Source organism: Arthrobacter sp. V1I9 (assembly GCF_030817075.1).
GTDB lineage: Bacteria > Actinomycetota > Actinomycetes > Actinomycetales > Micrococcaceae > Arthrobacter.
This window is the reverse complement of record NZ_JAUSYU010000001.1, coordinates 3,756,286-3,781,986: the sequence shown is the minus strand read 5'-3', so window position 1 is coordinate 3,781,986 and position 25,701 is coordinate 3,756,286. Positions and strand designations below refer to the sequence as shown.

21 protein-coding genes are annotated in these 25,701 nt (G+C 61.3%); 9 read left to right on the top strand and 12 right to left on the bottom strand.

Annotated features, from left to right (window positions below):
- Positions 1-48: 48 nt before the first annotated feature.
- The 3 genes from QFZ70_RS17650 to QFZ70_RS17640 all read right to left on the bottom strand — a co-directional run bounded on the left by QFZ70_RS17650 (position 49) and on the right by QFZ70_RS17640 (position 3,193).
- The gene (locus QFZ70_RS17650; RefSeq protein WP_307097477.1) at positions 49-915 is read right to left on the bottom strand and encodes a carbohydrate ABC transporter permease; all 867 of its coding nucleotides are present in this window, start codon (positions 913-915) and stop codon (positions 49-51) included.
- The gene (locus tag QFZ70_RS17645) at positions 912-1,712 is read right to left on the bottom strand and encodes a carbohydrate ABC transporter permease (RefSeq protein WP_307097930.1); all 801 of its coding nucleotides are present in this window, start codon (positions 1,710-1,712) and stop codon (positions 912-914) included. Before QFZ70_RS17645 ends, QFZ70_RS17650 begins: the two co-directional genes overlap by 4 nt.
- Before the next feature lie 137 nt (positions 1,713-1,849).
- Positions 1,850-3,193, bottom strand: coding sequence for an extracellular solute-binding protein (locus QFZ70_RS17640; RefSeq protein ID WP_307097475.1), 1,344 nt, complete (start codon positions 3,191-3,193; stop codon positions 1,850-1,852).
- Between the two features lie 219 nt (positions 3,194-3,412).
- Here QFZ70_RS17640 and QFZ70_RS17635 point away from each other — a divergent pair, with 219 nt between their 5' ends.
- The gene (locus QFZ70_RS17635; RefSeq protein ID WP_307097473.1) at positions 3,413-4,285 is read left to right on the top strand and encodes an NAD(P)-dependent oxidoreductase; all 873 of its coding nucleotides are present in this window, start codon (positions 3,413-3,415) and stop codon (positions 4,283-4,285) included.
- Between the two features lie 40 nt (positions 4,286-4,325).
- Entirely contained in the window at positions 4,326-5,132 is an 807-nt protein-coding gene (locus tag QFZ70_RS17630) for an IclR family transcriptional regulator (RefSeq protein ID WP_307097471.1), read from the top strand.
- A 395-nt stretch (positions 5,133-5,527) separates the two neighbouring features.
- On the opposite strand, the gene QFZ70_RS17625 is transcribed toward QFZ70_RS17630, so the two are convergent.
- Both QFZ70_RS17625 and QFZ70_RS17620 read right to left on the bottom strand, forming a co-directional pair.
- Positions 5,528-6,187: a hypothetical protein gene (locus tag QFZ70_RS17625; protein ID WP_307097469.1), complete on the bottom strand. Its 660-nt coding sequence runs from the start codon at positions 6,185-6,187 to the stop codon at positions 5,528-5,530.
- A 451-nt stretch (positions 6,188-6,638) separates the two neighbouring features.
- On the bottom strand, positions 6,639-7,394 hold the full coding sequence (locus tag QFZ70_RS17620; protein ID WP_307097468.1) for a hypothetical protein: 756 nt from the start codon (positions 7,392-7,394) through the stop codon (positions 6,639-6,641).
- A 339-nt stretch (positions 7,395-7,733) separates the two neighbouring features.
- Between QFZ70_RS17620 and QFZ70_RS17615 the strand changes: the two genes are divergently transcribed.
- Complete coding sequence (locus tag QFZ70_RS17615; RefSeq protein ID WP_307097466.1) at positions 7,734-8,090, top strand: hypothetical protein; 357 nt, start codon at positions 7,734-7,736, stop codon at positions 8,088-8,090.
- Positions 8,091-8,096: 6 nt separating this feature from the next.
- Positions 8,097-8,846 (top strand): hypothetical protein, encoded by a 750-nt coding sequence (locus QFZ70_RS17610; protein ID WP_307097465.1) that lies wholly within the window; start codon positions 8,097-8,099, stop codon positions 8,844-8,846.
- 49 nt (positions 8,847-8,895) lie between these two features.
- On the opposite strand, the gene QFZ70_RS17605 is transcribed toward QFZ70_RS17610, so the two are convergent.
- Positions 8,896-9,120: a hypothetical protein gene (locus QFZ70_RS17605; protein ID WP_307097464.1), complete on the bottom strand. Its 225-nt coding sequence runs from the start codon at positions 9,118-9,120 to the stop codon at positions 8,896-8,898.
- A 1,110-nt stretch (positions 9,121-10,230) separates the two neighbouring features.
- On the opposite strand from QFZ70_RS17605, the gene QFZ70_RS17600 reads away from it, so the two are divergent.
- The 4 genes from QFZ70_RS17600 to QFZ70_RS17585 all read left to right on the top strand — a co-directional run bounded on the left by QFZ70_RS17600 (position 10,231) and on the right by QFZ70_RS17585 (position 13,763).
- Entirely contained in the window at positions 10,231-10,851 is a 621-nt protein-coding gene (locus QFZ70_RS17600; protein WP_307097462.1) for a copper resistance CopC family protein, read from the top strand.
- A gap of 94 nt (positions 10,852-10,945) precedes the next feature.
- Positions 10,946-11,584, top strand: coding sequence for a hypothetical protein (locus QFZ70_RS17595; RefSeq protein WP_307097460.1), 639 nt, complete (start codon positions 10,946-10,948; stop codon positions 11,582-11,584).
- 113 nt (positions 11,585-11,697) lie between these two features.
- On the top strand, positions 11,698-12,483 hold the full coding sequence (locus tag QFZ70_RS17590) for a YcnI family protein (protein ID WP_307097458.1): 786 nt from the start codon (positions 11,698-11,700) through the stop codon (positions 12,481-12,483).
- 524 nt (positions 12,484-13,007) lie between these two features.
- Positions 13,008-13,763: a ZIP family metal transporter gene (locus QFZ70_RS17585; RefSeq protein ID WP_307097457.1), complete on the top strand. Its 756-nt coding sequence runs from the start codon at positions 13,008-13,010 to the stop codon at positions 13,761-13,763.
- Between the two features lie 633 nt (positions 13,764-14,396).
- Here QFZ70_RS17585 and QFZ70_RS17580 read toward each other — a convergent pair.
- The 6 genes from QFZ70_RS17580 to QFZ70_RS17555 form a co-directional block, all read right to left on the bottom strand.
- On the bottom strand, positions 14,397-16,277 hold the full coding sequence (locus QFZ70_RS17580) for a hypothetical protein (protein ID WP_307097455.1): 1,881 nt from the start codon (positions 16,275-16,277) through the stop codon (positions 14,397-14,399).
- A gap of 484 nt (positions 16,278-16,761) precedes the next feature.
- Positions 16,762-19,110, bottom strand: coding sequence for a multicopper oxidase domain-containing protein (locus tag QFZ70_RS17575; protein ID WP_307097453.1), 2,349 nt, complete (start codon positions 19,108-19,110; stop codon positions 16,762-16,764).
- A gap of 12 nt (positions 19,111-19,122) precedes the next feature.
- Entirely contained in the window at positions 19,123-19,785 is a 663-nt protein-coding gene (locus QFZ70_RS17570) for a hypothetical protein (RefSeq protein ID WP_307097452.1), read from the bottom strand.
- A gap of 484 nt (positions 19,786-20,269) precedes the next feature.
- Positions 20,270-21,880 (bottom strand): multicopper oxidase family protein, encoded by a 1,611-nt coding sequence (locus QFZ70_RS17565; protein ID WP_307097451.1) that lies wholly within the window; start codon positions 21,878-21,880, stop codon positions 20,270-20,272.
- 956 nt (positions 21,881-22,836) lie between these two features.
- Entirely contained in the window at positions 22,837-24,132 is a 1,296-nt protein-coding gene (locus QFZ70_RS17560; protein WP_307097450.1) for an Ig-like domain-containing protein, read from the bottom strand.
- Positions 24,133-24,163: 31 nt separating this feature from the next.
- Positions 24,164-24,934, bottom strand: coding sequence for a hypothetical protein (locus tag QFZ70_RS17555; protein WP_307097449.1), 771 nt, complete (start codon positions 24,932-24,934; stop codon positions 24,164-24,166).
- A 237-nt stretch (positions 24,935-25,171) separates the two neighbouring features.
- Here QFZ70_RS17555 and QFZ70_RS17550 point away from each other — a divergent pair, with 237 nt between their 5' ends.
- Positions 25,172-25,513, top strand: a complete 342-nt coding sequence (locus tag QFZ70_RS17550) for a hypothetical protein (RefSeq protein ID WP_307097448.1) — start codon at positions 25,172-25,174, stop codon at positions 25,511-25,513.
- Positions 25,514-25,701 lie beyond the last annotated feature (188 nt).

Sequence of the window (25,701 nt, the reverse complement as noted above, 5' to 3'; positions counted from 1 at the left end):
GTGCCGGCTCATGTAGGTGTTGGTCCAATCGTAGTGATGAGTTGCGTTCTAGCCTTTTACGGCGCCGGAGGCGAGCCCGCGCATGAATGACTTTTGGAAGCACAGGAAGGCTATGACGGAGGGAAGCAGAGCGAGAGTAGCTCCAACCAGGACGACGCCGAGCCCAACCTCCGGATCTGCGCGCAGACTCCGCAGAGCCAGGGGAAGAGTGAACATGTTTGAATCCGAGGCCACGATCAGCGGCAAAAGGTATTGGTCCCAAATCATGGTGAACCCGAAGACACCGATCACTCCGAGAGCCGGGGTGCACGTGGGAAGGATGACCGAGAAAAAAGTGCGCAGTTCACCTGCCCCATCAATCTTGGCCGCTTCCTCCAGTTCCATCGGCACTTCCTTCATGAACTCCGTCATGACAAGTATTGAGAATCCCCAAGCGATGACGGGGACGATCATTCCGGCGAGGGTGTTGATGAGGTTGACCCCAATGAATGGAACATCGGAGAGGACCCTTGAGAGGGGGATGGCCAGAATTTCCTCAGGCAGCATCAAGGTAGCCAGAACCAGGAGCATGGCGATTCCGCGTCCCCTGAACTTCTTCCGGGCCAGGGCGTAGGCTGCAAAAACTGAGACCAGCATTTGAAACAGGAGGCCGATGCCGACTACGACTAGGGAATTCCCGAGGTAGAGCATGACGCTGCGGTCCAAAGCCGTGGAGAAGTTCTCCAGGCTGGGCTGTTGCGGTATCAGGCTCAACGAGGATGGGTCCCGGTTGGTGGAAAACGCACCCACGATGATGGCCACCAGGGGGCCGGCGAAGACGACAATGATTAGCACCCAGAGGCAGTAATTTATGGCCTTGATCCAAGGCTTGTTGTTAGTCCCCAGGCTTAGGGCTGAATCGAAACTTGTGCTCATGCTTTCCTCCTGCGGGAGAGCTGGATCAGTAGGGTCAACGCGACGGTGGCCGCAAAGAGGAGGACTGAGCCTGCTGCCGCGATTCCGAGTTGATTGCGCTCGAAACCTAGCTTGTAGATCAGCGTCATAACGACTTCCGAGGAACCGTTTGGTCCGCCGTTGGTCAGCAAGAACACCTCGGTGAAGACGCGCATGCCACGAATTGCTGCGAGAGTCAGAAGGATGGCTATTACAGGTCTGAGCGCCGGCAGCGTGACGTAGAGTATCCGCCGCAGGGGACCGGCCCCGTCGAGTGCACTCGCTTCGTAGAGGGATTTATCCACACTGACCAAGCCGGCGACGATGATGATCATGTCGTAGGGCGCCCCCCGCCAAATTCCGACCAGCATTACGGAAATGAGGGACGAGTCCGGCGAATTGATCCACTGCGAGGGTTCTAGAGCAATCCATGAAAGAACTTGATTGGCTATGCCGTCCCCGGTGGGGTGGTAGATGATGCGCCAGACTTCAGCGATCACGGCCATGGGGGCGACCACGGGAAGGAATGCCGCTGACCGGACGAACCACAGCCGTTTGGCCTGTCCCTCCAGGAGAAGCGCCAGGACGAAGCCCAGCAGCAATGATCCTGCGGTTTGTCCTACCCCGAGCAGCAGTGTGTGCCAAACTGCGCCCTGGAAATCATCGCTGGAAACCAGGGCGTTGTAGTTGTCCAGGCCAACCCACTGGTTTCCCAGGAAGGGTCGCACGTTCTGGAAGCTGGTCATCACAGCTTCGCCCATGGGGATGAACTTGAACATCAAGAACAGAACCAAGGCGGGAGCGAGGAATGCCCACGGGACCCAGAAAGCTCCAGCGCGGCGGCCAGGGCGTCGCTTGGTCGGTCGACTGGGTAAGTCTTCAGACTTTCGGGATTTTACGATGAGCGCGGAATTGCTCATTGAGCCAGGGCCCCCTGAGCGCTGAGTTCCGCGGTGAACTTCTCATCGAGTTTCTTCATTTGATCGGTGACGTCCAGGCTGCAGTCACTGATTAGCGTGTTGAGTGTTTCAGCTGACGCGTTGAGGAATGGAGCCCAGTTCGGGACTGCAGGGACGTAGCGGCCATTTTCCTCGTAGAGCTTTTCAAACATCTGCCAGCGGGTGTCTGTGCGGACTTTTGACATGTCCACATCGGAGTTGACGGGCACTCGGACCAGGTTTCCTTCTCGGTCGCCCGCCATTGCCACCGTTTGTCCCTCAACAGACACTGCCCATTCCGCAAATTTTTCCTGTGCGGACTCATTAGGGCTGCCAGCCATCAGGTAAACGTTGTTGCCTTCCGCCAGGGTCGTCAGACCGGCCGGTCCCGCGGGAGGGGCGAATACTTCCACCACGTCCTTGCCTGGTTTCAGATCGAAGCTCGCCAGTTCGTAGGGTGCGACGAGGTAGGACCCTACGGCACCGGTCTGAAACAGTTCTTTAACGTTCGTGGTGTCCTGGCTTCCAGCACCGGGCTGGAGGACGTCGTGTTCGCAGACCAGGCCGCGGATCCACTGAGCGGCGGCAATTGATCCCTCACTTGCTACTTCGGACGTAAATTTTCCGTTTCCATCTTCTTTGAAATATTCGCCGCCGCCTGACCAGAAGAAGGATGACGTGTTCCACGAGATGTAACCGCGCTTTGTGGAGCCAGGAACACCGAGGCCGGCGACGTCTTTGCCGGTGCCTGTGGGATCCTCGGTCGAGTACGCTTCCCACAGCTTGACGAGTTCGTCCCAATTTGTTGGGACTTCAGCTCCCACTTTCTGGCGCCAGTCGGAACGGTTGAACAGCGCGACTGTTTGGGCTGTGTGGGGCACTCCATAGAACTTGCCGTCTGCTGCCTTCGCGCCCTCCCAGGCCCGGTCCTTGATCTTGTCCGTGCCCTCGATATCGGCAGGATCTATTTCCCGCAGCAGTCCCTGAGTCTTCATGTTTCCGAGCTGCGCGGTGTCGTTGATGACGATGTCAGGCAGGTCGCCCTGCGAGGCCCGCTGTTGAAGCTTGATTTCGAAGTCCTCCAAGATCGAGGAGAACTCCACCTTCACTCCTGTGGCTTCAGTAAAGGCTGCGGCCACCTCCTGGCCCACCTTGTCGGAGGGGCTGCCAGGCGCCTTCCGCTGCCAGATCTCCAAGGTTTGCGAGTTTTCGTCGTTCTGGTTCACCGAGGAGCCTTCAGTGGCTATTCCCGTTGAACAACCTGCCAGTGCCGTAGCTGCCAGCATTCCAACGCTTAAAACGAGGGCGATTTTCGAGTTCATCCTGAGCTTCCTTGTCCATGGATGGGTGGGCGAACGGAGGGGCCTGCCTCGAGGAGGGGACCGAGCGTGCCGGCCATGCTCCGACGAGTAGGTCGGTGATCTAACTTCTATCCAAGTCACGGTGCAAAAGACCGCAAAGCTAGATGCAAACTCAGAAGAAACGATCCTATTTTATATATGTAAATGGCTGTTATGATTTGAAACAACCGTTATGAGAGTATGAGTGAAATCACAAATGTGTCAACCGCAGGAGGAACGTTGCCGGTAACTTCCCAGCCGCAAACCATCGCCGTTACGGGCGGCGCAGGCATGATGGCCACTCTCTTGCGCCCGCATTTGCAAAGGGCCGGGTATGACGTGCGTCTGATTGATCTGGTGGCCGCCTCTGCACCCGGTCCTCAGGAAACACTTCATGTTGGTTCCGTGGCTGACGCTGCATTCATGAATGCAGCCCTTGTAGGGGCCGACGCGGTCATCCACCTTGGCGGAATCCACCGGGAAAAGTCCTGGGAGGAGCTAAGTGCCACCAATATCACCGGTACCCAAGTGACACTCGAAGCAGCACGGATAAACGGTGTGAAACGCGTCCTTCTCGCCAGCTCCACCCACGCAGTTGGCTTTCACCCGGTTGATTCTGCACGTGAGGACATCATGCTGGCCCCCCGGCCGGACACCTATTACGGAGTTAGTAAGGCAGCGATGGAGGCCCTTGGCAGCCTGTATGCCGATAAGTTCGCCATGAAGGTCGTCAGTGCTCGTATCGGCACCGGCGGGGAGCAGCCCAATAACATCCGGACGCTGTCGTCCTGGCTGTCCCCGGGCGATTCCTATCGCCTGGTTGAGGCCACGCTGAACGACTTAGGCGCTCCTGGGCACCACGTGCTTTGGGCCGTCTCAGCAAATTCTCGCGGGTGGGCGGATCTGTCGGCCGGCCGGCGGATTGGTTTCAATCCCCTCGATGACGCCGAAGCGTTCGCGACAGAAGTGAACGCGGAAGAAGACGCTGCCCCAAACTCGCTCCTCGGGGGACAATGGGCAAGCAGCAGTCACCAGCTTGGGGTAGACAATTACTCTGTACTGGAGGCGAAATGAACGAGAGCACTGTGAAAGCGCGGGGAACAGGGATTCAAGGATGACCCCCCTGGACGAACAATCCGGCGATGCCGGACCGGTAGGTGACGTGAAGATGGTGAAGTCTGCGGAGCGGACCATCGCCATCCTCGAAATGTTGGCCGCAGCGCCGCAGCCACTGACCACTGCCGAGATTTTTAAGCAGACAGGGTACCCGCGCTCCAGTCTTCATTGGCTGCTCCTGACTCTGCTGGAGCTCAACTGGATCGAGCAGAATTCTGAAGGGGCCTACCGAATCGGCACCCATGCGCTCCTCTGCGGCACCGCCTACCTTGACCGCGATCCAGTGATGGAACACGTGTCCGGCGTTCTGGAAAAGATCCGTAATGCCACCACTTTCACTACCCACTATGCCCGCCTGGACCGGTCCGATGTTATCTACCTGGCCACGCGCCAAGCGGTGGACCGCCGACGGCTTTCATCTCGAGTGGGCCGAAAGCTTCCAGCCCAGGTGACCGCACTGGGCAAGGCCATCCTGGCCGAGTACACCGACGCCGAGGTTCAGCAACGAATCGGTACCGGCCAGTATCAGCAACTAACGCCACATAGTGTGCCTGACTTTGAGAGCCTGCGAGCAGAACTGGCAGAGTTCCGCAAAACAGGACACTCAATTGAGCGAGAGCAGAATACTGTTGGCCTGACCTGCGTAAGTGTGGTTGTGCCATACCGGATCCCCGGCACTGACGCCATCAGCTGCTCCATCCCCTCGGAACTGGCCACCGAGGAAGTACTTCGCCACACTGTTGCCATACTGCAAACATCTGCAGCTGAACTCGCGCGAACCCTGCGAGGGGCAGGCATCCGCTAGCCCCGCAAGGGCCACCTGCCTGCAGTTATCGGCCGACGACGGGCCCCTGCTATTTCAAGCGCCGGTAACGGATATACCGTCAACCTGATAGGGCGCCGACAAGCTAACCTGATGGCTCTATTCCGTCCACTGTTGGGTCAATTAGGGTTATCCACGGCTGGAAGTCGGGAGCCGTTGGTGTAGCTCCCATTGCAGCAGTAGCGGTGGATAACCCATAGGAATTGTCCCTGGCTGTGGGACGCGGCCGGACCGAACCTCTGAGCGGACCCACGAGTAAGTCCTAGTCTCTGGGCCTTAACCGACGTGCTGCTGTGCTCGGCTCAATGCTCATGATCGGACTGACGCCGACTATGTTCTTCATTTGGACGCCGGAGCCAGAAATGCTCAAGACGGGATCAACAGCTCTTGACAGCAGTCACTTTGCCGACCTCAGTCCAGGGGTTGATCACCAGGCCGCCATCTGGCTTGGTGACCGAGATGCCGTCAGCATTGGCCGACGCGTACTTGCCGCACACGAGCACGTTCTCAATCTCACCCGGAGCAAAGACTTGGACCGTTACGGGAACTGGTTTTTCGAGCTGAGTGAAGAGGACGAATAGAACGGTGAGCAGTATCATGAGCACAGCGAGGCCAGCGAGGCCCATCGCGACTTTCAGATCCATACGTGCTTGGTCAATTTTCTGTTGGGCAGACCGTGGTGACTTTCGCTGCGTTTCGTCCTGCCTCTTCGCTTTCACAAATCTTGGCGGCCACCCATGAGCGGCGCGAGTTCCGAAAAAAGTACATCCGGCAGCAGAGCCGACCGCGAGGCTCAAAAAGCCAGCGAACCTCCAGGCCAGCTCTATGTCCTGGTCTTCGAAAGTCTTAAGCGTTTCGGCACCAAAAAAGAGGCCCGAAAACGAGAGCAGGCCGAACAGCGCCATGGTTGCTGCCAGCCACTCCTTAGCCACCCCTCTCACACTGGCTAGCTCTGTACCGCCTGGTGGAGCCTTAGAAGGATCGGTCGGAGCTATCGATCCTATAAAGGTGTACATATTGCCTCCCTCGCCGGTCACGATATGAGGGTCATGGTACGACGGTGGACTACAGGATCGCACCAGTTATTTCTTGTCCGGGAGCGATGCTCCAAGAGCGTCCGTATGGGTGATTCAGCTCGCGTCTAACCTGGTGCTCACGATGAGTGGCACTACGACGATCAAAAATGTGGGGTGACTTGCCGTAGGCGAAGACTGGAACCTCAGCCCAAGCGTTCGGACTTTCACAAAAGGACCTCCTTCTACTCCCGTCATTTAGGAGCCGATAACGGACCTTCGTCAACCTAGGCGGGGGAGAGGGGCTACCTACGTGCCTAAATCTGAGCAGGAGCGGCTCAGGGCTAATGAACAGCCTTTCTCGCTTCACTGTCGCTTCCGGTGGGGCAACTATCGCTGGCCGCAGTATTTCTCGTCAGAACGAGAGTAAGACGTCAGGTTCCACCAAGACGGCAGTATGGCGTGTGGCCGGGGTTCAGTACGGCGAGGTAGTTGGAGCGGGGACGGACACTTCCTCTTCGCGGAAAACGTCACGGCCGGAAACGTGCCGCCAGGTTACATGGTCGAGCCGCCTTGGCTCGGTTGAATACAGCTCCGCTACTTTCTTGATCAGCGCCGCGGCCTCCTCCTCGGTAAACCGCCTGTCACCGAGCTCCGCATTTTCCCGGATAAAGCGGAGCACCATGCGGTCCGGCTTCACGGACTGGAAACCAGCAAGGATAAGAAGGTAGTTGAATGTCACGCCGGACCGCTGGCTAGGAAGCTCCAGCCACACCTTCTTTAGCTTCTTCAGGTGCTCGTCCTCTGCATAGGCTCGGTGCAGGTCGTCCCGCGTGCTGTAGTGCAGCTTGTGGTGGAGCACGTCAGCGGCCTGGCGGATGACCTCAGCCTTCAGCGGAGCGTTCGCCTTGGTGTGTGCCGGCTTCCGGTTGTTTACGATCTTGTCGGCCCAGACAGCGGCATCGTCGCCGACGTCAGCGAATGTCTTCAGCAGCTCTTCCGTGCCGTCGCGATCAGCGTCGCCGCCCTGGGTGTTTCGATACTCTCGGTAGGCGTTCACGACGTTGATGACGCTGGTGTAGTGCGAGCCTGTCGAAAAGATGGAGTCGATGATGCCAAGTGCCAAACTGTGCGGGTAGCCGTCAGCCGCAATCCATTTAGATTCATCGCCGAAAATGCCCCGGCATACCTCCGTCAGCTTTTCCGCCTCTGTGGCGAACCCAGTCGTCATGTTCGGACTCTAGCAAGCCTCCGTCAAGATCATCGGGACTTATACGGGCGCACCGGCGGGGTTCGTCCATTCCAGATCTTATCAGGCGCTCATTGATGCCAAGAAGGACCCCGTTCTGGAGGCGCTCCTCACAAGGGGAACGCTGTACAGCCTCTCCAAAGGAGGCAAGGGAACCGCCGGCCCCTTGGTCACCGCCCTGACCGTGGCGACCGTGGAAGCAGCCCAAGACCCCCGCCTGAACCTGTATTGACCGCCGGGAGAGCCGGTTGCACAATCATTCTTATCTGACTCGCGCGGCTGACGCGCGCCCCTTACAAGCACCTCAAGGAAGTGGCGAAGGTGTGGGATTTTATAGCTGATCTGCTGGATCAACTCTTCGGCTCAGGCGATAGCGTCGCCGACTCGGTCACCGGTGACGGCGGCAGCATTTTCGACGACGCCATGGTCATAGGTGACGGAGCGGGCACCGGCGCGGGAAGCATTCTCGGTGACGCAGCACCGGTCTCGGAAGAAGCATCGCCGGGGGCAGTCCCGCCACCGGCAGATGCCCCCGCTCCGGATCACAAGGCTGAGCCCCTCTTCGGCATGGCCATGGACGGCGGGGTTGACGAGAACGGCAACCCGCTGACGTGGTCCACCGCCGAGAGAGCAGGTGGAGCCCTATACGACGGCAACCAAGAGGTGGAAGAGGCGTAATCGGCCATGCGGCCATTTCTGGAGCAGACGGCTGGAGCCAACCTTCAGGTCAGCGCGCATGACCCTACGGTGCGGTTCCGATATAGCTTCCCGTACATCGAGCGTGAGGAATTCGTGGAGGATGGCGCCTACGCGGTCAGCTACATCACGCTACGGAAAGACGGCAGGGTCCTCATCTTCTCCAACGTCAGCGACTGGCCCACCGCCTTGGAATCGGTAGCCCGGGCGTCGACCAGCGACCTCGTGGGCATGGCCGAAATCCTTCCGGTGTCCTGCGCGATGCTAGCTAACCGAATGGTTCAGGATGAGGCTCTGCCGATGCTGCTGAAAGACAAGGACCCCGACAGCGGGCAGGAGACCTTCTTCGTGGCATACCATCTGCCCGGCACTACGAAGCGACTCCGGCAGAACCAGATCGACGCGTTCCTCTCCCGCCCGGAGAACAAGGTGGCGGCGGTACTCGTCTTTGTGGCCGCCATGAAGCTTGTGGAGGAACACATCGACATGGTGAAGATGAGCTCGGCCCGCAGAAACTGGATAGCGATCAAGGGCGGCCTGCTCATGGGGCTCAAGCACGGTGCCCGGATCGGCATGCGCAGCCTCATCCGGCAGGCCGCTCTGGGAGCACTTCCCGTTGACATTGCCCCGACACTCGACTCCGACATCTGGGATACCGCCTTCAGCGCCAACGAGATCGGGACGACCCTGAACAAGCCGTTACTCTTCCAGTACTTCGAATCCGCGCAGAGACTATGAGGCTTGGTTCCAGACAGACGCGTACTTCGACCCTGCCGAGCAGGACCTGCTAGCCGGCTTCCTGCTCGCAGCTGCCCTGGCCGACCTTCCCGTCACCAAGGTTCACACCTGGCTGACCGACGCCACCGACGACGCAGCTGCCGGGATCCTGATGGACTACGGCTTCACCCAGACCGGCAACGCCGTCCAAGGCGTGATCAACCTCCACGACAAACAACGCGGCGGCATCTACGGCGCCGCCCTGCAGATGGCATCCTGCCTGACCAACCGGCAAGTCTCCCGCTGGGTCACCGCGCAAGGCCGGCCGATAACCGGCCACTGTTCGACCCGGCCGCTTTCGCCCGGTCCAAGGGAACGCTCTACAGCCTCCAAAGAAGGCAAAGGCACCGCCTGGCCGGCGTCCTCGACGAGGCAGCAAACGTCTGCCGCTGGCGTGAACTTGCGCACCTCTACAGCCCTACGGCTCCCAGCCTTCGGGGACCTACCCGAACTCGTACGGCTGGTCGAGCAGTCTATGCGGCCAGTCGCCCCGCTGGCGGCCCCAGACGGGGAAGCCGAAGCGCGAGCAGCTTGAATTTCTGTACCTGCGGCTCGAAGGCAAGTTGTCGAATTATTCCTACCCGTGAGGGCCTTGTGGGTCCAAGAATGTTGCTCCCCAAATTCAGTAAGCCTCCAAGGCACGATCCCGCCCTAAACCGGCGCTGGCCAAGCAATTGTGACTGCCGGGATCTGGGCAGAAACGCCACGAATGATGGCGCCAAGCAACCCCTTTTACAGGCACTCCCCCGGTTCTTTTCAATCGCCATTATTGGACCTTCTGTCAGCCTGACCACATCTGGATCATCCTTGCTTCTGCATATCAGGGAGACGGTGGGCGGTCCACGGCTGGGGTCAATTTTGGTTATCCACGGCTGGGAATGGGAGCCCTCGGATTAGCTCCCTGGCAGCAGTAGCGGTGGATAACCAATGAGAAATTGTCCCCGGTTGTGGACCGCCGCGCTTCACGTGACTCTGGTTTCTAGAAGCCAGGGTCGGAGTCGTATAAACACGTCACAACCATCGTCGTCAGGTTTGGGTGTGGCCTACTCAGACGAAATTCCGGCCTACCCCTGCTTGGGATTTCAACACTCCCCGAGAAGCCGTGGTTGGTGTAGTACTGCCGGGTCGAAACTCGTATATGGGCAACAAGTTGGTCATGGGTTGCTCCCATGCGTGTCTCCCACCCGTTGGTACGAACTATCCAGCAATGTCCAACTCCGGACAGCCAGAGGGTGGTCCGTATGTCCCGCTTTGTACCCGTGGCTAGCTGCCCAGGGTTTTTTCCACGTTGGGCTATTTAGCATCGGGGTTGCTTCACAGTCTGTCCCTATGGGAGGAGGCACAGATGAATCGTCAAGGCTGGCTGGGCTTTGCTGATGTAGCGGCGAGATGCGTAGCTGCACGGCGTCTGCGGGGCGCTGCCCGTGGCTTGGCGTTGACTTTCCTCCTGGCTTTCTTGTTTTTCTTTCCGCTGGCGCCTGCTGCAGCGCATGATGCGATCGAGTCATTCGCGCCCGCCGAAGGCGCGGTAGTGGCGGAGGCCCCGGCGGCGGTGAAGCTGACGTTCAACAACACGCCCATAGCTCTCGGCGCAGCGGTGCAGGTCACGGACGGGAGCGGCACTGACCAGGCAGAGGGTCCGGTCGTCATCACGGACAACGTCGCCTCACAGGCCGTGAAGACGAGCGCCCCAGCCGGCAGGTACACGGTCACCTGGCGGGTGGTTTCCTCAGACTCACATCCCATCGAGGGTCAGTACACGTTCATAGCCGGGGATTCGCCCGGATCGTCCTCCTCCTTGGCAGCGGTGCCCGCTGCCCCGTCCACTCCTGCCAGTGAAACCGCGCTACCGGTTGCTACGACTTGGGCGCTTGTCGCGAGTGGGGCGGTGGCTGTTGCGAGCCTGCTTTTAATGGACTGGTATGTTCGGCTGCGTTTGCCCAGGGGAAGCGGCAGCCCGTCATGACGCCTCAAAGGGGGGATTTCGGCCGGGTTGCCGCCGTAAAGTTTGTCAGGTCAGCACTGCAGGCAGCATTGATCCGCCGGAGAAAGGAACGCCGATGACGCCACGGGCTTCGTTTCGGCTGTTCCGCACCGGTCTCATCGGATCCGTGGTGCTCGGCCTCGCCTTCGGCGGGCACTTGGCCGGAGGAGGGCAGGTACCTGCCCTGTCTGTCTTGGCCGCCTTGTGTGGCGTGACCATGATCCCGATAGCAGCGTTGACCCGGGCCCGCCTGTCCTTTCCTGTTCTGACCGGCTTGGTCGGTGCCGGCCAGCTCTGGCTTCACTGGGGCCTGGAGGCATTGTCCGTTGGGGCCCCGCCGCCGGTAACTCTGGCGCTGCTGGCAGGCCACGCGGACCACACCGGCCGCGGCGGCCATGCAGGAGCCCATTCGGTCCAGGAGGCAGTGGCAGTAGTTGGGGCCGCTCCGACTCACGCGGCAGCGCCGGATTGGTTGATGTTTGCCTCACACACGGTAGCCACCGTGTTCACGGCACTGCTTTTGGCCCGGGGAGAGCGCGCCCTCGCAGTCTTGGCGGGCTGGCTTGAACCGCTCCTGCGGCAGCGCGAACCGGCCCTTATCCTCCCCGCCCGCACCCCCGTCCTCGGCATCGGTACCGTCGTTCTTCCCTCGTCGCGGCCAGGGATCCGGTTGCCTTCAAGACGAGGACCCCCAGTGCTGGCCCCTGCCGCCTAGCGCCTTTCCCTGCACGGACAGGAAGAAGGCGGCACTCCACCGCTTTCACCGGACACGCGCTGCCATGCCGCCGTCCGCTCCTGACCCATGCATGTTTCTGAAAGGCACCCACCATGAAAACTTCCATCCGCCGTACCGTCACAACGACCGGGGCCGCCGCGCTCACGGCTGTCCTCCTCGCTGCCAGCGCGGCCGTGGCCTCTGCCCACGTGACCGTCGATCCGTCCGTCACGAAAGAGGGCGGGTTCACCAAGCTGACTTTCAGCGTTCCCAATGAATCCGCCACGGCCAAAACCAATCGGCTCGAAGTGAAGCTGCCTACCGAGACTCCGCTGACGTCCGTCTCGGTCAAGCCCATCGATGGGTGGACAGCGCAGGTCGTCACCAGCGACTTGCCCAAACCCGTCGAGGTCCAGGGGGCCACGGTCACCAAGGCACCGACCAGCGTGGTCTGGACCGCCGACGACACGCACCAGATCGGGCAGAACGAGTTCCAGATGTTCACTATTTCCGTTGGGCGCCTTCCGGCAGCCGGCACCACGATAGTCACGCCCGCCGCGCAGGGTTACACGGACGGGACCACCGTCAACTGGGCAGACACCCAGGCGGCCGGCCATGACCATTCGGCAGCCACAGCCTCGGCGGCGGCGTCACCGGCAGCCACCGCCGCTGAGCCGTCGCACCCGGCACCGTCCTTTGTGACTACAGCAGCGGACTCCACCACCGCCCCCGGGACCACGGGAACCACCCCGGCAGCGGCGGAGGCCCCGCCGGTTGCCGCTGCTTCGTCATCCGATGCCGGGAATACTGCCGGCTGGGTGGGGCTCGCCGCGGGCCTGATCGGCCTCGCCGCCGGCGCGACCGCACTCGCACGCAGCCGCCCTACCCGGACCAACTAGGCCCCGGGCGAAGACCATGACGCTACTAGCCAACTCGAAGGACCCCCGCCGAGGCGGCCCCTGGCAGCAACCGTCCGGACGCCAGCGGACTCGAGAGCCGCGGCTGGTTCCGTGAGTTCGTGCTCCGGCTCCACTTATCCGATTCCCCTGAGCCCTCGGCAAAGCCTCCCACAGGGGTCGGGCGAAGCGTTCCTCGCACTGCTGATCCGGGCCTGACGTCGCGCGGCGTGAAAACTTGCAGTAACGCTGGAATGGTTTTCAGTGAGTCCTCCACGACGCTGCACGGAGACCATATTGCGGCGTCTGCGCGCTTGTCCGCTGCGTTGAGTGAGCTAATAAATCGTGGAATCCAGGGGATGGCGGTGCCAATGCAGCCCTTCCTAAGTCCAGTCCTACACAGAACTAAGCTCCAGGCCAATGGCGGAGTTTGGGAGTGGGCGCACTTAAGGCACCACTGGTATCGTGCCCTTCATTGGTGGGGACATTGATTGCTGGACGGGCCGACCGAATGGGAAGGGCGACGAATGCCGATTTGGGTGCAGGCCCTGTTATGGGGCGCTGTCGCCGGTGGAGCCCTCGTTTTGGGATCCGGAATTGCCTGGCTGTGGAGCGTCCCGCCCAAAATCGTCGGCACCGTGATGGCGTTCGGAGCAGGTGTCCTGATTTCAGCGCTTGCCTTCGAACTGGTCGACGAGGCGGTGGAAGGCGGAGGGCTGCTGCCGACGGTCATTGGCTTTCTGGCTGGTGCGCTCATCTTTGTCGGTTCCAACATCCTGCTGAGCAGAGCTGGTGCGAAACATCGGAAACGGTCCGGGCAACAGCAACCTTCGGAAAAGGAAGAGCCCGGCAGTGGCACCGCAATTGCAGTCGGGGCGCTGATTGACGGGATCCCGGAGTCGGTAGTTCTGGGGCTGGGCCTTATCACCGCCGGCACCGTTAGCCCAGCCATGCTGGCTGCCGTAATTATCTCTAACGTTCCCGAGGGTCTGTCCAGTACGGCCGGGATGAAGAAAGCCGGGCGTGGGCCCACATATGTTTTTGGTATTTGGATTGCCATAGCAATCCTTTGCGGAGCAGCCTCCCTACTTGGCTACGCCGCCCTGGAAAATGCCCCGGCAGAACTCGTCGCCTTCATTACTGCGATCGCGGCTGGCGGCATCCTTGCCATGCTGGCCGACACGATGATCCCCGAAGCCTTCGAAGAACACCACAACCTCACAGGTTTCACAGCAGCCGTGGGGTTTCTGACCGCCTTCACCATTCACCACACCGGCGGCTAATCGGCCGTAGCCATCCTGCTTGTCTGGCATAGCCCATGCTGGCGCTCCCCCGCCATTCTCGAACACCGGTGATGGACATTCTGCCAACCTCCGTGGGGCAAGAACCAAGATTTTGGTGATCCCGCGGCCGGAACTCGGGGCGACTCTAAGCCGTCCCTGGTTGGGGTCAATCAAGTTATATACGGCTGGAGTGGGGAGCCGTCCGGGTAGCTCCCAGGTAGCAGGAGCGGTGGATATCGTACAAGAATCGTCCCAGCTGTGGGCGGGCGGAACGAGCTTCTCGTCCGAGCGTGAGATCAGTTCCGGTTGTTCCGAGGACCCAGGCAAGGAGCCGTGTGTCGGCGTGGTGTTGCCGCTGTGAAAGGCTTCGTCGGCAGCAATAGCGATGGTTAAACATAAGGATTGTCCCAGTTGTGGGCAGTGGGTCGCGCAGCCCGTCCGGTTAGCATGTAAATTTTTGCTTTCTACAGCCTCCCAACCCTCTGCACGCTCGGGTCTTCACTCTGGATGTGCCGGACGAGCGGGGCTGGTTATGTGGTTGGTAGCATTCGGGCGTTATTGCTGGTTGGGTTGGACGCAAGTCAGGGTCCTGCCGGCGGTAGGCGGACAGGACCCTGAATTGGTGGGTTGTATCTAGCGTGCTGCAACCGTCCCGGTGGCTGTGCCTCCCCGCGTGGACTGGATGAGCACACTGGTGACCTGTTGGTTAGGTCCAGGCTTGGGTTTCAGCGCCCAGGCACCTAGAGTGTCCACCGGCGACGTACCGAGCTTGGTGACAGGCCGGCCGGGGGTGGTGTCGTAGATGACCACGGATGTTGCCGGGGTAAGGACGCCTGAGCTACCGCTGAGCGTGGAAGTACCGGCGATCCTCATCTCCTTGTTCAATCTGTGACGGGACTCGGTGATGGTGACCGTGTCCGTTTGCACGGTCAGTTCAACAGTAGCCGGGGTACTGGCCGTGCCGTTGCGGTCAGTTACGACCAATTCGATCCGGACTGGTTCGTCCGCTTTCGCGGTCAACGGTGCGGTATCGGTCGTTTTGGCGTAGTACGGAACGGAAACGACCGTTTTCACGGCAGTGTTGCTGGAGAAGGTAACGGCTGGGCCACTGACTTGGCGCCATTGGTAGCCGGCAGCGCTGGTTGAGGTGCTGCCGTCAAGCTCAACGGTTCCCCCGCGAGCGACTGTGGGTGATGCTGCCGTGGCCACGGCTGAGGCCGGGGCATCCGGCGTGCCGGGATTTTCGGAGCCGGGGACTGGCCCACCGCCGGTGTCAACGACGGGACCGGGGTCCGGTGCCGGGGCTACAGGATCCTGACCTGCCGGTGATGCTCCGCCGCCGCCGACGGTGACCGGCAGGGATGCCGAACCGCCGGACGCGGTTTTGACGGTAACGCTGGCCGGCGGTGCCTTCACGGCAAAGGATTTCTCAGATGCCGTCCCAGCAGCGGGTTCTTCTAGGGTCCCCAACCCCACCACGGTCAGAGGATACCCTGCTGTGGAGGTCGCGGCGACGGTCAGATTGGCCCCGTCATAGTTGGCTTTAGTGATCAAGATGCCGCTTGGCTTGCTGACATTGATGGTGCTGCTGCTGGCGGGCTTGTCCTCGATGTTGGTGACCTTGATGCTGCTGGGGGTGTCACCGGTGAACTTGATGCGGGCGTAGTACCGTCCGCTGTCGTCGTCGCTGAGCATGGGAACGGTTTCGAACTTCCCGTCCTGGCCTTCCACCTGCAGTTGGGAATCGATGCCGCTAGTGGCGAAAACATCGATCATGTCCCCGTTGAGTACTGCCGCGTCGGTGTTGACGCCATGGTTCGTGGAGAGCTTGCCCATCAGGGAGAACTGGTCAGTTTCCAGCGCAAGTCCGCCGCCGTTGACGGAGAACCTGTTGTAACCCAGGGGGCTGCCGACAACTGTGTGGTCCTGGTTCGGGTCGCCGAGGTACCCGTCGGGGCGGGCTGGAGCGGTTGCAGGGTCCCACTTGAGGAAAGGCCCGATGTTGCTCTTAAGCGCTGTGGTGAAGTTTCCGATGGCGGGGGAGATGTCTTCGACGAGTTTGCCGTCGCCGCTGGCGTCGGTGTCGATGGTGATAGTGCCGTAAGGGTGGCGGAACTCCAGTGTGGTGTTCGCTGGCCCGCCTTTGACGACGACCCGCTGCCGGCCAAATACAACCTGATCGCCCGCGGAGACTGTGTTTGCGAATGCTGCCTCCAGCCCAAGAACCAGTACGGCTCGCCCACCGCCGGGAAGATCCAGCTCGGAGCCAGCCAGCATGTAGAACGCCTCCTCCGGGAAGTTTCCTGGGAATGCTATCGGTGCGGTTTCGTCCGGGATGTCCCCCGGGAGGAAGCCGCACAAGGGGTTTGAACCGTCAAGGCACAATTCAACGCGGGTGTTGGTGCTGTCTTCGTACCAAGCCGGGAATCCGTACTCAGTATTCACCGGCCCGACAGCGATCAGCCCCCCTGGATTCTTCACGCTCACTTCGGTCGCGGCCAGTGCCGAGCTCACGCCCGTAGCCGTCAATACCAAAGCAGTGGCCGCTGCCAGGCCGCGACGGGTCCTCTGTTGTGGACTCAAAGGCGGGCCTGAACGAACAGGCATGCTAGTAACCATTTCGTGCTCCTAATTCGAACGGTTGGTAAGAACCACTGTGACGAGCCCGAGTTGGAGAAACGCTAGAAACCCAAGTTGGAAAAACCTTGTCAAAGCCCCTGCACGGCTCGTTTCCTGTGAAGGAATCACTGAACATCGGCCTGGAGGGAGGGACGCAAGGAAAACTTTCACGAAGGCCCACACTGTGTCGCTTCCGCCATTGATGTCGGTGACGCGGCGTTATGGGCACGCTACGACTGGTCCGCGCGGCGGGCGCGGAGTTCAAGGTGTTTGCTCGGGGGCGTCCTAGTGACCAGGATGGCGCGATTAGGGACGGGGGTGCGCCAGTGATTGATTCTCGTTTGCTGTTACCTTTCGCGGGCGGCAGCTCTTGCTCCTTTCAGGAGGCAGTCACAGTCACGGTGCGGGTCGCCAGGATCTGACCTGTAACCCAGTGCAGGAAATCGACGGCGATTTTGTATTTCCCCGGCGCCGGTGGGTGAAGCAGGAAGTCAAACTTCTCCGCGGCTCCGGACTTGATCACGCTGGTGAGCAGCGGTTGCCCGGCCATCGAGGGCTGAACCGCGGGGCCGACCGGGTTCGGGGTGTTCCAGAAGGGGCGGCCATCGTGGGCGATCAGCTCTGCCATTACCACGGGTTGGTTCGCCTCGTTGAGGAACCTGGTACGTGTGGGAAAATAGTCCACGTTGATCATGCGGACCAGTGTGGGTGCAACGCCCTCTTTCGCGACGTTGGCCCGCATCGAGCTGATCGCCCATACCCTGTCCCCAGTGGGCCGGCTGGCTACCGCGCCGCCCAGGAGAAGGAAGTGTTTGGGTTCAAAGCGGTTGAGCCCGGCATCGTCCCCGGACAGGCCGGCTGCGTGGTTGAGTTCGTGCCACCGGGGATCAATGGAGTAGGGAGCAATCAATGTCTCGGTGGGTATGTCGTACAGCGGCCCCTGCACCGAGTGGCGGCGCATTCCACGCGGTGGCGGAGGGGTACTGGCCGGGGGATCTATGATGATCGGCCCGAACATGCCCATCTGCACGTGCAGTGGCGTGTTGACGTGGCAGTGATAGAAGTAGGTGCCCGCGGAGCCCCGGTTGGGGTTTCCGACCACGCCGACGTCTGTTCTCCACTGGTAGGTGTAATGCCCGGAGACCTCATAGGAGGTGTGGCCGACGCCGTCGTTCCGCGGGTCGGGTTCGATCCCGTGCCAGTGGATGGTGTGGACCCTCTTACTGGGTTTGATGGTGCCGTGAAACAGCTTGCCCTCCGTCAACCGCACCAACGGTGCCGGGATCCCTCGCCCTGACTTGCCGCTCTCGAAACTCCAAAATTCGAGTTCAGGCCCGTTCGGAATCTTCAGCTTCCTGTTGAAGAAGTCGAACTCCATGCTCAGGTCCGGGCGCTGGAGGAACTCCGTCTCCGGGCTTCCCTCGTGAGGTTGGTCCGAGGCGAACTCCACCTGGCTCCGGTACTTGTGGTGCCCGTCTTCCGCGGTCCCCGGCAGACCTTGATCAGGGCTGGCATCAGCGGCCACCACCCAGTCGGCGACAAGGCCGCCGGGGTAGAGTCCGCCCGCCGCTGTCTGGGAGGGCTCCGCGTGGCAGTGCATCGGATACCGCCAGTCGACAGTTCGGGCGTTCCACACTTCATTGACCACGTCCGGTGGACGCCGGACCGGAAGCAGTGACTCCTTTCGGTCCAACGGTTCCAGTTGAACGGTGTCCTCCCAGTGCTGCAGGATGACGTCACCCTCCGGGCTGACCCGTCCATGTTCGCGCGGGAAATCCTTACCATTGGCCCGCACGGTCCAGACGTGGTTGCCGTGGTAGTGCAGCTGGTGGTCCACGACGCCAGCGTTGATCATCCTCATCAACTGGCCGGTGCGGATGGCACCCGCGCCCGGCGAGGCGCTGAAGTTCCGCACGTCGGTTTCGCGCGGGAAGCCCGAGGGCAGCGTGTCCTGCTCCCGCCGCTCGTTCAATTCTTCATCGGTGCTAACGGCCAATGACTGGAAGCCCGAGTACCCGTTGAGGGTGAAGTACCTGGGTACCGCCGGTGTCGAGGCGGGATTGACCGTCCGCCCTCGGGAGGCGATTCGGGCCCAGACAGGATCCACGTCGTGGCACAGCCACAGCCACTGGCGCTCGAATTCGGTTCCGTCGGGGCCGGGGTAGAGCTGCCAGGCGTTCCGCGGGTCAATGACCACGAGCCCGCCGTAAAGGCCGAGGGTCCGCTCCACCGGTTCGTTGCCCGGGTCCGAGAACAGGTAGGTCCCTGGCGCCGGTGCGTCGAACTCCAGGAGATACGAGGCTCCCGGGGCTATAGGGCCCGTGCCTTTATCCCCGTCGTCCGGGCCAGCGCTGTGGAACCGGAGTTCGTGCGGCTGCGCAAGATGGTTGTGCACCCTTATCCGGATGATGCTGCCTGTTTCGGCGATGAGGGTCCGGTCCGGAAAATAGCTGGCCCAGTATTCCTTCCTCGCCAAATACTGTCCGGGGTTTGCCTGGTCGGGCTGCAGCGGTGTTGGCCTGCCGCGCGGTGGCGGCGGGGCGGTCAGGGGATAAGTCCGGCTTGCCGAAACCTCTCCGGCCGCAGTGAAAACCCGGGGGCTCATCGACAGTGACGGGTTGGCGTCCGACAAGGTGGTGGGGCGCTCCCCGAAGCCTCGGTGGTAGACCAATGAGCCATCCACCATCACCACGAAACCTTCATTGATATGGAAGTCCAATGTGTTCATGACAGTGCCTCGTTAATAATCAGGGGTGGCAGCGCCAGACGGTAAATACGGTCCCTGCTGCTCGTCGGAGAGCCCCAGCTTCGGGGAATCACGCGGTGCCAGGTAACTGATCAGAAGGTGCTCCGAGGTGTGCGGTGCTACCGGACCGGGTGTGCGGTCGGAGTCCCGGTGAGTGACTGTCACAGCCGTCGACCCCAGCTTTAGCCGGAGCTGCCCCGGGCTGAAAAGCACCGGCACCGCACCGGAATTCTGAAGTTGCACTTCCAGCAGCACGACGTCCGCCCAAGTCAAGTTGACCGGTTCAGGCCACGCCGGGTCTGGCAACGTCCGGTTGTCGTGGCCGTGATCGTCGGGGCTGGACTTTTCCGTAGTGCTGACACGCCTGATCTGCGTGTCGCCTCCAATGCCCCTGCCTGCGTTGATAGAGGACGCAGCGGCTGCCAAGGTTTTGAAGGCCGTTTGGCCTTGGGGATTGAGGCGGGCAAGGCGCCCGGCCCGAACAATGGCTAAGGACCCAAATGCTGTTGTCACGCTCGTAGTCATTTTTTGCGGGCTTCGCCCGGCAACCCCGTAGGTGCCACCGGCCAGCAGCAGGAAAGCGCCGCCACTTAGTACCAATCCGAACTGGCAGCGACTCAGGCCTCGATCCGGAATACGGTTACGTTGAGGATGCATGACGCTCCTTTTTTTGTTGCGGATTGGATCATCCTGCTTGCATGCCCCTGCGGAAACCTTTGGAGCAATTAGGAGGAGGTCTTGAAGCTCCCAGGCCCGCGCGAAGGGCGGCGCCGCGGAAGAGGCCGTCGTCTGGTCCTTTGAAACCCCACAACGCTTTGGTGACACCTACAGCAAGACGAACACGCCTCCGCGCGGCGCTTACCGCGTTTCAATCGCATTACTTTCCGGGGGTCGATTCCGGCAGCCACAAGTTCTTTTGTGAGGGTTCCCCCGTATAGGACCTAACCGGCAACCCAGTGCAGATGGAGGCTCGATGGCAGGTTCTATCAAGAGGGTGCGGACGGTGAGGATAACCGGGACCGGAATCAGCGCCGCCACCAGGAGCCCGGCCAACGTCCTACAGTCAGTTGCATCTTTGGCCACGACAACAGACGGCGGCTGGGAAACCGGCGCCTGCCATGGTGCTTTATTTCTTGCATGATCAATCCTTCTCGTCGTCCCATGCAGGCTGAGCGGCGGTCATGGGATCGTTCTCGTCCACGTCTGTCGCTTTGAGGCCTACCCGGAACTGGGTCATCATGTCGTGGTCCTCGTGCGGCAGGTTATGGCAATGCATCATGTACAGGCCTTTGTGGGGGGTGAACCTCATCAGCAGCCGTACGGTCTCGTTTTCGCCTATGTACACCACGTCCTTCGGGCCGCGTTCGTAAGCGAAGGGTGCTTTCCCGTTGCGGCTGAGGACCTGGAAATCCACGAGGTGGATGTGGAGCGGGTGGAACCAGCCGCCTGATTTGTTCTCAATTTCCCATATCTCCACTGAGTTGGCTGCTGGATCCGCAGCCACTTTTTTGTACCCGCTGGCTATGATGTCCTGCCAGCTGTCATCGTTGATGGTCCACATGTTGGTGACGTCGTTGCGCTTAACTCGGAACTGGCGCGTCTTTACGGACTGTTTTGTTGTCAGCGACATGGCTTCACTGGGGGCCAGGGTGGTGGGAATCCGGTTCCAGGTGGGGTCGGAGGTGTCCACCGGCTCGTCAGTGACGTCGAATGCCATGATCTTGTTGGTGAAGTCGTAGTCGATGTTGTTCGGGTTGGAGAGGTTCCGGAGCTCGACCCGCTGCCCGGTCTTGTACTTCCGGAAATCGATCAGGACCTCGTACCGCTCTGCCCCGCCGTGGCGGTAGTTCGCCACGCTTTGCGCGGCCGGCATCAGTCCGCCATCGGTGGCAACCATGATCAGCGGATCGCCGGTACTGAGCACCGGCCGCAGGGAACGGGAGATGGAGCAGTTAAGGATTCGGAAGCGGTACACCCGCTTCTGCACCTTCATAACGGGCCACGGCCTACCGTTGACCAAAATGACGTCACCCCAAAGTCCCGAGTGGGTGTTGTCGTCGTAGCCCAGCGATCCGTCTGCTGCGAACATGACGTCGTTAATGGTCAGTGCCACGTCGAAGCGGCCCTGCGGGAGCAGCTTCCGTTCGATGGGATCATGCATGTGGTACTGCGCCGCGAGGCCCGAATAGGCATTCTGGGCCGTGTAGTGGACGCCGTGGTCGTGGTACCACAGCGTCCGTGCAGGCTGGAAGTTGGGGTAGTGGTAATCCTTGTAGAACCCCGGGTAGGTGATGTCGCTGGCATAGCCGTCATACTGCGGCAGCGACGCGGACCCATGCAGGTGCGTGGAGGTGGAAAGGGCGTGTCCGTCCAGCGGATGCAGCGCCGGAAGCTGGTTGCGGACCCGCAACACAGCTTTGGTGCCTTGGTCCAGGCTGATGGTGGGCCCGGGGAACAGCCCGTTGTAGCCGAGGATGGGTGTTGTCAGCCGAGGCAAAATCTGAGCCGTCGTGGCCTTCTCCGTCACCTGGTAGTAATGTACGGGGCGCCCGTCTACGGGATCAATGCCCTTCTTATACGGATCCAGGAAGGGCGCCTGGTGGAACTCTGACTGGAAGGGCCGTGGCATCTCATTGGCGGCGAGCCGGCTGGCGGACTTGGCCTCCACCGATCTCGTCGGCAACAACGCCCCACCTGCTCCGAGGACCCCAAGTCCACCGATCAACAGAACTTGGCGGCGTGAAATTGTCATGACGGGTCTCCCTCTGTTTATTGCCTTGACTGTGCACCGCTCAGCTTGGGGATTCCTTCGCCGGTATCCCCCTAAGGCTTGGAGAAACCATGTAAGCCAACATGCAGACGGCCCTTATCGGACAGCGTTGGGGCTCGTGGTGGGATGGAGTTGCTGGGCCAGACGGACGCTATGCCTTTGACGGTGCATCAGTACATGCTGGAGCGGGCTATGGCTTAGCAGAACGGCGGGAAGACTTTGCACAGAGCCTTGACCACATCGGAGACAGGGAAGCCGTAGGCCAGACTCACCGCTGACCGGGACCGTGCAGCGCCGCCTACGTCGACGGTAACTTCAACCCGCAACAAGGCTCCCAGAGCACGGAAGACACGCGGCGCACTCGCGGCCGCCCAGCAGACCCACAACGGCCTGAGCCTCTAAGCGGGGTGGGGGAAACAGGGAGAGGTAACAAGTTCATGGCTGGCTATGGAGTAAATGATTTTGGCCATGCCTGTGAGCTAATCGATCTTTGGCGGCGATGTGAATGGACGTGGGGCGGTTCTTCAGGGTGAGCACGGCTTCCTTGCGTAGCCACAGCAGAGGATCAATGAAGGTTGGAAAGGATCGTTTGCTGGCTGTGCCGTATCTGAAGAGTTCTTGCGGGTCAGTGATGCGTTGGCCAGGACGTGTTCGACGTGCACGTCGCCGAGGAGATCAACCGCTGCGTCGAGGTAGCCAAGTGAAAATCCTCGGGCGCTGCACGAGGCAGGGTTTTTGGGATGGTCGTTGCAAGCTTTAGCCCGCCCAAGGGCTCAAGGGACGCCCGCGCAAAACGCTCGGCTGGAGTACTGCAGCCGGGCGTTTTGCGTGATTTACTACTTACCTCCTGACCAACAGGTGTTGCAAGGATTCTTAGAAACCGTCCGCTCTCAGCCGGCCTTCCCCGCCTCTTAGGCGACGTGTTCAGGTTTATGTGGTTAGAGGGTGCCGGTGGTAAAGCTCCAACTGGTGGTGGCTAGGGGTGTGCCTGCCGCGTCGCGGATGGTGCCGGGGCCGCCGGTGATGGTGGCGGTGTACCGGGTGCTGGCCGCAAGTGTGGTGGCGGGGTTGAGGATCCACTGGTTCGTGGTTCCGTTGCGGGTGACGGTGGCTGTTACCGCCGCACCGGTTGCAGTGTTCTTCAGGGTGAAGGTGGTGGCGCTGACGCCGTTAACGGGCTTGCTGAACGTCGCGGTGATGTTGGCCGTTCTCAGGACTCCGGTGGCGTTGACTGCGGGTGTCCGGGAGGTCACGGTGGGTGCGGTGCCTGTGGTGAATGACCAGTTGGTTGATGCCAGCGGCCGGTTGGCCAGGTCCCGGATTGCGGCCGTGCCGCCGGTCAGGGTGGCGGTGTAGGTGGTGTTCGGATTGAGCAGGGCGGTGGGGTCAAGGGTTGCTCGCCGGGTGGCTTGGTCGTAGGTCACTGTCGCCGGGATTACGGTGCCGGCGGCGTTTCGGAGTGTAAACGTGGTGCCGGAGATTCCCTGAACGAATTCGCTGAAGGCGGCGGTGATGTTGGTGCCGGTACCGACGCCGGTGGCACCGGAGGCGGGTACCCGGCTGGCGACAGTGGGTGCCACGGTGTCGGCGGCACCGATCCTAACGGTCCGGCTGGCGGTGGCGCTGACGTTGCCGGCGGCGTCCGTGGCCCGGACCTCGAAGACATACGTCCCGTTGACCTGTGCATCCCAGGTTTTGGGCGAGGCGCAGGTGGGGTCCCAGGTGGAGTTGCTCGGCAGCAGCCGGCATGCGAACTTGGCACCGGCTTCACTGGAGAAATTCAGTGTCGGGGTGTTATCCAGCGTTGGTGTTGAGGGGAACGGGGCGGTGACGGAGGCTGCCGGGGCGGCGGTGTCCACCGTGAACGTCAGTGTCGGGGAGGTGAGGTACTGCGGCACGTCTGCCGGTACCAAACCCGTTGCGGGGTCCGGGAGGTAGGCAGGGTTTGCTGTGCGGGACTGGATCTTGTGGATGCCCGGGGTGAGCGGTGCCAGCCTAGCGGAGTAGCTTCCGCCGGAGAGTGTGGTTGCCACCGGGGTCGCTGCTCCGTCGACGATCAGCTGCACAGGCGCTGTGCTGCCCGCCGGCGCAGTACCGGTCACGGTTGGCGTGGCGATGTTGGTGATGTTGTCCGTCGCGGAACGTCCACTGTCACTGGCTGCAGCGAGATCCGGTGTGGAGGGGGCGCCGTCGGAACCCTCCGCAATCAGCCCCTGGACGGTGAAGGTGCTCACGGTGAGAGTGTTGATTCCCGGGCCACCGGCGTTAGGGGCCGGCGACAATCACGGCGTTGGTGCCCGAAGGCGCTCCCGTGACGGCCCGCGGTGTGTTGATATCGCCCAGGGTTCCCGGGGCCGCCCCTACCTGGCGGAGGAACGTCGCGGTGCTGCCGGCCTTGTAATCGCCCAGGAACGCGGCGCCAACTCCGGCCCAGTCGCACGGCACGGTGGGGCTGGGCGCGCACACGCCGGAGTCCAGGGTGGCTCTGATCCTTCCCAGCGCGGGATTCTTCGGATCCGCCTCAGAGGTGAACACATTCACCCCGTAAGGGTGCGTGATCGTGTACGAGGCGTTGGGAAGGATGTTCTCGACGATGAACCGGAGCCGGCCGAAGCCCATCTGCTCACCAGGCTCCACAACCCCGTTGGTGTGCGCACCTTCCAGTGCCGCTTCATACAGCCCCAGGTTGCCGCCTGCCGCTTCGGCAGCAAACCAGAAAGCCTCCTCCGGGAAGTTGTCCGGATACGAAGCCGGCGCCCCAACGTTTGGCGGCTCCGAGAGGCACCCGGCGTCAGCCATGTAGCAAAGCTGCAGCCTCACAGTGCCGTCCGAAAACCAGGACGGAAAACCGGTGGACGGATCTACAGGCCCAACTCCGGCTGTTGACGCGCTGGCCGGTGCCGCTGCCAACGGCGACAGCGCCGCTGCCAGCAGCGCCCCGGCAGCAGCGGCGGCCAACCCCGCCCTGGCGCCCGCCCGCCGCGGAAGAGGATCAACTTGGCCGGCCCCGGCCGCATATTGAAGCTTCCTGATCATGATGACTCCTTTGGACTCCAGATGGCCCCCAGTACCTCTCAAGGCCAGGCCGGGTAATTGCCCCAACCACCGCAATCATCAAATGACAACCTTGGATAAGCCTCGGTATCCCTGCCCTTGGTTGCCCACCCTGCCCATCAACGGTGGGCGCCCGTTTTGGGCCGGGCCTAACAGGCCAAGGAAATCCCAAGATGGATTCGCAGGATTCCCCCAACATCCTGTCAATACCGTCACAAAATGATTAACTGTTCAGTGCTACGGTGCACCAATCCTGGCTCCGCCTTCGTAGCGGGCACCCAAAACCTCACTGTTGGCTATCACGAGGCCTACGTCTGTGCAGAACACAAGACACTGATCGATGCCGGCACCCCCTGGGACATGCAAGAGCGCCATGTCCTGATGGGTCATGACCTGGCACCGGTCCTCGGTAACTGGTCCGCGCGCCCCAGCACCGGATCGAATGGCTTCACCCTCCGCCTTGAAATCGCTGGGCAGATCAAGCCCTTCGAGGTATTTCTAATGCCTACCGAAGCGAAGATGCTGTCCACGTTCATCAGCGCAGCCAATGGCGCCGATTGACCGTGTAAGTGCTGGACCTGCTGAGGACTGCCCGGCCGCCCCGGGCAACCAGCGTTATATACGTCGACTCTCGGCCGAAAATGCGCAGCGACAATGTGTGTGGGGGATCAGTGGAAGCGCGGTGTGGAGCCGGCGGCGGCTGGGGGTGGCGTTCGCGTCTCGAACGAACGCCCTCGTCGCCGGCTCCG